Source organism: Rhizobium sp. RHZ01, assembly GCF_014851595.1.
In the GTDB taxonomy this organism is placed as follows: Bacteria; Pseudomonadota; Alphaproteobacteria; order Rhizobiales; family Rhizobiaceae; genus Rhizobium; species Rhizobium altiplani.
In genome coordinates this window covers 148,693-156,647 of sequence record NZ_JACUZZ010000014.1, presented here as the reverse complement: position 1 = coordinate 156,647, position 7,955 = coordinate 148,693, and the positions used below count along the sequence as shown (strand labels likewise).

Here is a 7,955-nt window from a genome sequence, read left to right as displayed (position 1 = left end):
CCTCGCCAAACACCTCAAGGCGCTCCGATGGCGAACGCCCTATCAAGCAATCTGCAACGCCTGGACAAGGGACCCGTCAATCTTCAAAATCAATCCGCACCATCTCATTCCGGGACCACACACCTAGAGCTCGCAGATCGTCGCAATCACTTCGTCCTCGACATCGATGCCATGCTCCAGCGCCTGGCGTCGGGCAGTCTGGCCGCGACGCCCCGGAAGCCGCACTCCGGGGTCGGATGAAATCTCGTCCACCAGCCTGGCCAGCCGTTCCGCCACGCCCTTTCCACCGCTGGCGACAGGGTCGATCACGACAAGCATCTGCCCGAGGCCGGGCGCCGAACCCTTGTCGTCAAAAAGCGAGGACGACTCGAAAGAGAAATTGGCCCCGGTCAGTGCGCCGGCGAGGAATTCGACGATCATCGCCAGCGCTGCCCCCTTGGCTTCGCCGGATGGGGCCATCGTCCCCTCGAGTGCCGCAACCGCATCCGTCGTCGGCTGGCCATTGCGGTCAAAGGCCCAATCCGCAGGGATAGCGACGCCTTTCTGGCGCGCAGCCATCACCTTGCCGCGGGCGACGCGCGAAAGCGCCAGGTCAATAACGAGCGGGTCGGCTGCCGGGATCGGCGCGGCGAACGCGATCGGATTCGTTCCAAAGACGGGTTTGCGCCCGCCCCAGGCGGCCATGGACGCCGTGGCGTTGGCAACCATCAGAGCGACAAACCCCATGTCCGCAAAGCGCTCGACGGTCAAGGCAAGCACGCCGGCGTGGTGCGAACGATGAACCGCTGCCAAGGCGATACCCTGCTCCCTGACGATCTCCGGAAGCGCCGCAGCGGCAAGATCAAAGGCTGGATAGGCGTAGCCATGGCAGGCATCGATGCGCACGACGGCGGGAAACTGCCGTTCGAGTTGCGGCCTGGCAAATCCGTCGACCTTGCCTGCCTTCGCCTGCTTTGCGTAGGCCTCGACCCGGCGCAGGCCATGACCGCCTTGTCCGGCAGCTTCGGCGGCAACGAGTGCCCTGGCGACCGAGCGCGCATTGGCCTCGTCCACACGATTGCGCGTCAAGGCATCGACAACGAGCGTTTCCGCCGCAGCTAGGGTGAAATGCATGGCAACCTGCAAAACGAAATAGGGTGATGACGTGTTATGTCATCACCCTTTCGGCTGCAATGCAGCAATGATTATTCGACGTCGAACTTGACGCCCTGGGCAAGCGGCAGCGTCTTGCCGTAGTTGACCGTGTTCGTCGCCCTGCGCATGTAGGCTTTCCAGGCATCCGAACCAGATTCGCGACCGCCGCCAGTTTCCTTTTCACCGCCGAAGGCACCACCAATTTCGGCCCCGGACGGACCGAGGTTGACGTTGGCAATACCGCAGTCCGAACCGCGAGCAGAAACGAAGGTCTCGGCCTCCCGCATATCGTTCGTGAAGATCGAAGAAGACAATCCCTGCGGCACCGCGTTATGGAGTTCCAGAGCCTCATCGAAATCCGTGTACTTCATCACGTAGAGGATCGGCGCAAATGTCTCATGCTCGACGGGGCCGGCCTGAACAGGCATTTCAACGAGCGCCGGCCGGACGTAGAAGGCGTCTCCCGCACCGTTCTCGACGCGCTCGCCACCGGTAACCTTGCCACCGGCAGCCTTCGCTTGCTCAAGAGCCCACTGCATGTTCGTAAAGGCCTGCCTGTCGATCAGAGGCCCGACAAGCGTCCCCGTTTCCAGTGGGTTGCCGATCGACACCGAGCCATAGGCCTTCTGCAGGCGTGGAACGAGCTTGTCATAGACGCTCTCGTGCACGAACAGGCGACGCAGCGTCGTGCAGCGTTGACCGGCCGTGCCCATGGCCGAAAAGGCAACGCCACGCAGCGTCAGGTCAAGATCGGCCGTTGGGCAGATGATCGCTGCATTGTTGCCGCCGAGTTCGAGGATCGATCGCGCAAAGCGCTGTGACAGGCGGGGACCGACAACGCGGCCCATGGCCGTCGAACCGGTCGCCGAGACGAGCGGCACCTTGGGATGGTCGACGAGCACTTCCCCGACATCGCGGCCACCAATGAGCAACGTCGACAGGTTCGAAGGTGCTACGCCCCCTTCGGCAACGAACCGCTTCAATGCCTTCTCAAACAGTGCCTGAACGGCAAGCGCTGTCAGCGGCGTCTTCTCAGAAGGCTTCCAGACTGTCGAGTTACCGCAAACCAACGCCAGGGCAGCATTCCAGGACCAGACGGCGACCGGGAAATTGAAGGCCGAGATGATGCCGACCACGCCCAAGGGGTGCCAGCTTTCCATCATCCGATGCTCTGAGCGTTCGGTGGCAATGGTCAGACCGTAGAGCTGACGCGACAAGCCGACGGCAAAGTCGCAGATGTCGATCATTTCCTGGACTTCGCCGAGCCCCTCGGAGGCGATCTTGCCAACCTCGATCGAGACCAGGCGGCCGAGTGCGGTTTTTGCCGCGCGGAGTTCTTCGCCGAGCAGGCGGACGAGTTCGCCGCGCTTCGGAGCCGGGACAGCCCGCCATTCGAGGAATGCCTTGTGTGCCGCCTCTATGGCGTCCTTTGCTTCCGAGGCAGAATGCTCCTTCAGCGCACCGATCTCCTTGCCGGTTACCGGCGAGGTAACGCGAAGGGTGCCGCCGGTATAGCGGTCGGCGCGGACGCCCAGTTCCGTGAGCAGTTTTTTCGTCTCAGTGGCGAGATCAAGTGCAGAGATGGTCATGGGGTCAACCTCGGTTCTCAAAATCGGGCGTCTGCGAAATGGGCCACTTGGGCGCCGGCTTCGTACCACATTTCCTTCACCGCGCGGAAGCTAGGTTCGGACGGTGCTGTAAGGGGCAGTGGCAAGTCCGCTTCCGTCGTCTGCCCCAGGATGAGCTGGGCGAGCGTGCGGCCAAACACTGTGCCGGGCGCGATCCCGCGACCGTTGTAGCCGGAGAAGCCCACAACATTCGGCGCAAACCTGTGGAAGCGGGGCAGCGCATTGTCGGTCATCCCGATCTTGCCGTACCACTCGCATTCGAACTCGACATCGCCAAGCTGCGGAAAGAGCTTTTTCAAGGACCGTTTGGCCCAGGCCGTGTGGATTTGAAGCCCGGTGTTGCGCAGCGCACCGACGCTGCCGAAGACCAAGCGTCCCGCCTGGTCCATGCGGTAGGAGGAGAGGATTTCCTTCGTATCCCAAACGCCTTCGCGCCCGGCAAGGATCGAGCGGCGCAAATTGTCGCTGAGCGGCCGGGTTGCAAGATTGAAATAGGGCAGATGGACCTGCTCGTTGCGTACCGCTTCCCAAGGGCCGGTGCTGTAGGCGTCCGTCGCCACGATGATCCAGTCGGCCGTAACCTCTCCCTTTGCGGTCCTCACGGTCCAGCGATTGCCCTTCCGCTCAGTTCCGATGACCGGGCTCGACGTGTGGATTGAAACGCCAGCCTTGACGGCCGCATGCGCAAGCCCGCGGGCGTAGGCGAGCGGCTGCAGCGTGCCTGCGCGCATGTCGAGCAACGACCCGGTATAGGCGCTGCTGCCGACACGCTTGGCCGTCTCCGCCGCGTCCAGCAGCGTCACCGGAGCGCCGCGTGCCGCCCATTGCCGCGCGCGATCCTCGATTTCCTTCAAGCCACTTTCGCCAACGGCGACGTGAAGCGTGCCGTTTCGTTCAAGCTCGCATGCGATGCCGTGCTTGTCTATCAACTCCATCACGAGCCGCGGCGCGTTGCCCAACAGGTCTAACAACCGCTCGCCATAGACCGGGCCGAGAACACCGGGAAGGTCATCAGGCATGACCCACATGCCGGCATTGATGAGGCCGACATTGCGGCCCGCACCGCCGAAGCCGATTTCCTTGGCTTCCAGCAACACGACCTTCGAGCCCGCTTCCGCCAGATGGAGACTTGAGGAAAGGCCTGTATAGCCTCCGCCCACGACTACGACGTCGGCGTTCACAGCGCCTGCGAGCGCCGGTGTCACGGGCGGCTGAGGAGCGGTTTTTTCCCAGAGGCCGTGGGAGCGGGGATCGTTCAGCATCGATCAAAATCCATCCATTAAGCAGGCGGCATTCTAGCGCCGTGCGATTGCTTGTTAAACCGCTGATCAGGTTGCCGATCGTAGCCAGGAGTGCGTAACAGGCAGTTCGATCGTATTTTCAGTTCATTCCGATTCTGTCAGATGGATGACTTTACAAAGCCGAATAAGGCGTAAATATCGACATTTAGGAAATAGCTTATTCTGAAATGGAATGATTGATGCTGCCATCACGACGTTTTCTTCCGTCGACATCCCTGCTTATCGCCTTCGAGGCTGTATCCCGCACCGGCAGCGTGACGGCCGCCGCGCGCGAACTCGACCTTACTCAGAGCGCTGTCAGCCGCCAGATCAAGGCATTGGAAGAGCAGCTCGGGGTCGAACTCTTCGTGCGCGAGCGCCAAACCGTGCGGTTGACGCTGGCCGGCGACGGCTATGCCCGCGAGATACGCGAGGCGCTGCGGCGCATTTCGAGCGCATCACTCAATCTTCGTGCCAATCCGCATGGTGGTACGCTCAACCTGGCGATTCTTCCCACCTTCGGGACGCGCTGGCTGGCACCCCGGCTGGGAGGTTTCCTTGCCGCCAATCCGGGAGTGACGATCAATCTTGTCACCCGGCTGTCACCCTTCGACTTCCGGCTCGATTCGATCGACGCGGCCATTCACTTCGGCCACGCTCATTGGCCGGGCGCGGAGCTGACATTTCTAATGTCGGAGAAGACCATTCCGGCCTGCAGCCCCGAATTCCGCAGCCGACATGCGATCAACGCGGCACAGGATTTACTCGAAGCCCCGCTGCTGCACCTGACAACGCGCCCGGATGCATGGGAGCGCTGGTTTGCGGACAACGGCGTGAGCTTTCAAACCGTGCACGGCATGCTCTTCGATCAGTTCGCGACGGCAGCCCAAGCAGCGATGGCCGGTCTCGGCGTTGCGCTGCTGCCGACGTTCCTGATTCAAGATGAATTGAAACGCGGCGACCTTGTTGCAGCCGTTGATCGCGAAACGGAAAGCAGCGAGCACTACTATCTTGCCTATCCGCCAGAACGGGCCGACTACGCGCCGCTGGATGCATTTCGCGACTGGATCGTTCGAGAAGCCGCGATCTGAAGCCTTGCGCCGACATGGCGCTTTCGATCATTATGCGCCGAACCAGAATATGATGCAGGAAACTCCGATGAAGCCAATTTTCGTTCAGCTCCAGTGCGCGCCAGGCAAGACCTACGAAGTCGCCGATGCCATCTACCAGACCGAGCGCGCTTCGGAGCTCTATTCGACGAGCGGCGACTATGATCTCCTGCTCAAGGTCTACATCGAAGAGGGGCAGGACATTGGCAAGTTCATCAACGATAACATCGCCAACATCCCCGGCATCGTGCGTTCCCTGACGACACTGACCTTCAAGGCCTTCTGAACTGCCGTTCCAGTCCGCTCAACAAGGAGCAGGCTGGAGGTGTCAAAAGGAAAGCGCCCGCGTGCCGCCAAGGCTTGTGACCTCACCCGAGGGTGCCTCTCCGTCTGTCCTTCCAGCCGTCGGAAGCAGACTGACGCGTTTGCTAGCGCCAGGCGCAAGATGAAACCAATCATCCTCCGGCCGATAGCCATCGACGTTGAGGTGGACCGACTGGGCGAACCTGTCGGCTGCGAGATCGACGACCCACCCTTCGTCCTGTGGCGCCACCGACACTTGGATTTCGGCGTCGTGGAGGGCCTTGGAGCGCCCCAACGGAAAATGAAAGGCATCGGCGACCACAGGACCTCCGTCCGGCAGACGCAAGCGCGCGACGGTGACGTCGTGAGACGGCGGGCCGAAGCGGAAGGCGTAAGTCGTGTCAAAAAAGGCGCCAAAGAGATCAGTGGCGGCAAAGGTCTCACAGCTTCTCGGCGCCAAGGTCAGAATGCGGCCGCCGCTGACGGCGTGCTGCCTGCCATGCCGCAAGCAAACCAGCTCGAGATCAAGCTGGAGAGCATGCTCGGTCTCATTCAGGACGTGAACGTCGAGGCCATTTGTGCCCTCGTCGGTCACGACGACCTGCACAGGCCGGAAAGCGCGGCGCAGGGCATACCACACCGGCTTGGGCTCGCCGGTTGAATCGATCACACCCCAACCAGCTCCGGGCATTAGATCCTGCAGGGTCCAGACCAGCGCGCCGTTGCAGCTCGACCCCTTCCGGCGCCATTCGGCAAACGTCGCTTCCGCAACTTCACCGGTGACGACGCGGGAGAGATCGAGGTATCGATCACGATCCTCACGACGGAGACGCGCCGGATCCTCGCCATAGAGTTCCGCCAGATAGAAATCCCTGACGTCCTCGAAATCCCACGATGCGCCGCGATCGCGGGGGACACGTGATTTCCATAGCGGACTATGGACCGGCGGTACATCCAGATGGCGTTGCAGCGTTCGCTGCTGTGGAACATGGGCGAAAGCCAGGCTCTCGGCCGCGAAGCGAACGTTGGCACGGCGCGCGTCGTCAAGCGGGCGCATATAAGCGCCGACCCCGTAATAGTGGGTGACTCCCGCATTCGGAGAAAACGGCATCGCGCCGCCCGAAGGCGAATTCGGCACATAGGGGACGTCGGGGCGCATACGCCCGGCGATCGCCGGAATAATCTCCTCCGTGATCGGACCCGACCAATAGTCCTGCGGCAATCCCAGCATCGCGGCCTGCTGATAGATCTCGCTGCCGCCGCAAACCACCGCCAACGACGGGCACCCCTGAACGGCATGCAACAATTCCTCGACTTCCGCGTGGACTTGCGCAGTGAGAGCCTTGTCGTTCTTCGGATAGTCGAAATTGGCAAACATGAAGTCCTGCCAGACGAGCAGACCAAGCTCGTCGCAGAGCTCAAAGAACTCCCGCGTTTCGTAGGCCATCGTGCCGCCAATGCGGAGCATGTTCATGCCTGCCTGCGCGGCAAGGCGCAGGAACGGCTCATAGTCGGCCTTGCCACCCGGCAGCCGGACGATATCCGCCGTGGTCCAGACCGCACCGCGGCAAAAGATGCGCTCGCCGTTGATCAACAACGCAAAACCCTCTCCGTCTTTTCCGCGGTCGACGTCGATGCGCCGAAAGCCGATTCGGCTGGCGTGATGCTCAACGCCGTCGACGAGGATCGAGAAATCATAGAGGCACTGTGCGCCGTGAGTATGGGGCCACCAGAGATCGACGTTCTCCAGCCTGACGATTGCCGAATAGTGATTCTCGCCGATCTTCTCGAATGTCTGCTGAACGCCTCCGCACCGGAGCACTAGATCCGGATTGTTGACATTTGCATGAAGCGAAACGCTCAGTCGCCCGGTGTTATCCGCCTCGAGCACGGCGCGGACAGAGACGTTGTCAATCGAAACGACATCGCGCCGGACAAGCGTGATGGGGCGCCACGGACCGACAGCATGAACTTCCGGACACCAACCCGGCATGCGCCCGAGCAGCGTTGTTCGAATATTCTTCAAGCCTTGCGGCGTGATCATCTGCGGCCGCCAACGAGCGCGCGGGCCGGGCTCGGCAAGCCGCGGTGCCAGCGCCCGGAAGCAAAGCGCCAGTTCGTCGCCACCGGAAAGCGTCACCGGTATCTCGTGCATGGTGAACATGCTTCCCGATGACAGGATCTCCTGCCCATTGAGGAAAACATGACACAGCGTCGCCAAGCCCTCGAAGCGAAGAAGCGCGTCGCCGGGTTGTACGTCAAAAAGTCGGCAAAGATACCACGCATCGCGCGTGTCGAGCGGCTCCGGGTTTTCACGATCGAAGTGCCCGGCCTTCTCCAATGCCGCGGCAACGGTCCCCGGCACCTCGGCGGCGATAAACTGCGCGGACAACGGAATGTCATGCGGCGTCGCACAAGCGCCCGGTTCCGTCAGAACCAGATTCCAACCTTCGGCGAGCAGAGTTTCCTCCGCACCGACACTCGCCAACCGTCCCCGCATG

6 protein-coding genes and 1 pseudogene are annotated in these 7,955 nt (G+C 61.7%); 3 read left to right on the top strand and 4 right to left on the bottom strand.

Going from position 1 to position 7,955, the window contains the following annotated elements; translation table 11 throughout:
• Window positions 1-127, top strand: a pseudogene (locus tag IB248_RS16500) (IS481 family transposase); the annotation flags it as partial.
• On the opposite strand, the gene IB248_RS16495 reads toward IB248_RS16500, so the two are convergent.
• The 3 genes from IB248_RS16495 to IB248_RS16485 form a co-directional block, all read right to left on the bottom strand.
• Window positions 124-1,113, bottom strand: coding sequence for an Ldh family oxidoreductase (locus tag IB248_RS16495; RefSeq protein ID WP_192241238.1), 990 nt, complete (start codon window positions 1,111-1,113; stop codon window positions 124-126). The pseudogene IB248_RS16500 and the gene IB248_RS16495 overlap by 4 nt on opposite strands.
• Window positions 1,114-1,184: 71 nt before the next feature.
• Window positions 1,185-2,723 (bottom strand): aldehyde dehydrogenase family protein, encoded by a 1,539-nt coding sequence (locus IB248_RS16490; RefSeq protein ID WP_192241237.1) that lies wholly within the window; start codon window positions 2,721-2,723, stop codon window positions 1,185-1,187.
• A gap of 17 nt (window positions 2,724-2,740) precedes the next feature.
• Window positions 2,741-4,024, bottom strand: coding sequence for an FAD-binding oxidoreductase (locus tag IB248_RS16485; protein WP_062374004.1), 1,284 nt, complete (start codon window positions 4,022-4,024; stop codon window positions 2,741-2,743).
• A 218-nt stretch (window positions 4,025-4,242) separates the two neighbouring features.
• Between IB248_RS16485 and IB248_RS16480 the strand changes: the two genes are divergently transcribed.
• On the top strand, window positions 4,243-5,133 hold the full coding sequence (locus IB248_RS16480) for a LysR family transcriptional regulator (RefSeq protein ID WP_018855872.1): 891 nt from the start codon (window positions 4,243-4,245) through the stop codon (window positions 5,131-5,133).
• Window positions 5,134-5,200: 67 nt separating this feature from the next.
• Entirely contained in the window at window positions 5,201-5,437 is a 237-nt protein-coding gene (locus IB248_RS16475) for an Lrp/AsnC ligand binding domain-containing protein (protein ID WP_007794587.1), read from the top strand.
• Window positions 5,438-5,479: 42 nt separating this feature from the next.
• On the opposite strand, the gene IB248_RS16470 is transcribed toward IB248_RS16475, so the two are convergent.
• Complete coding sequence (locus tag IB248_RS16470) at window positions 5,480-7,954, bottom strand: glycoside hydrolase family 2 protein (protein WP_192241236.1); 2,475 nt, start codon at window positions 7,952-7,954, stop codon at window positions 5,480-5,482.
• Window position 7,955 lies beyond the last annotated feature (1 nt).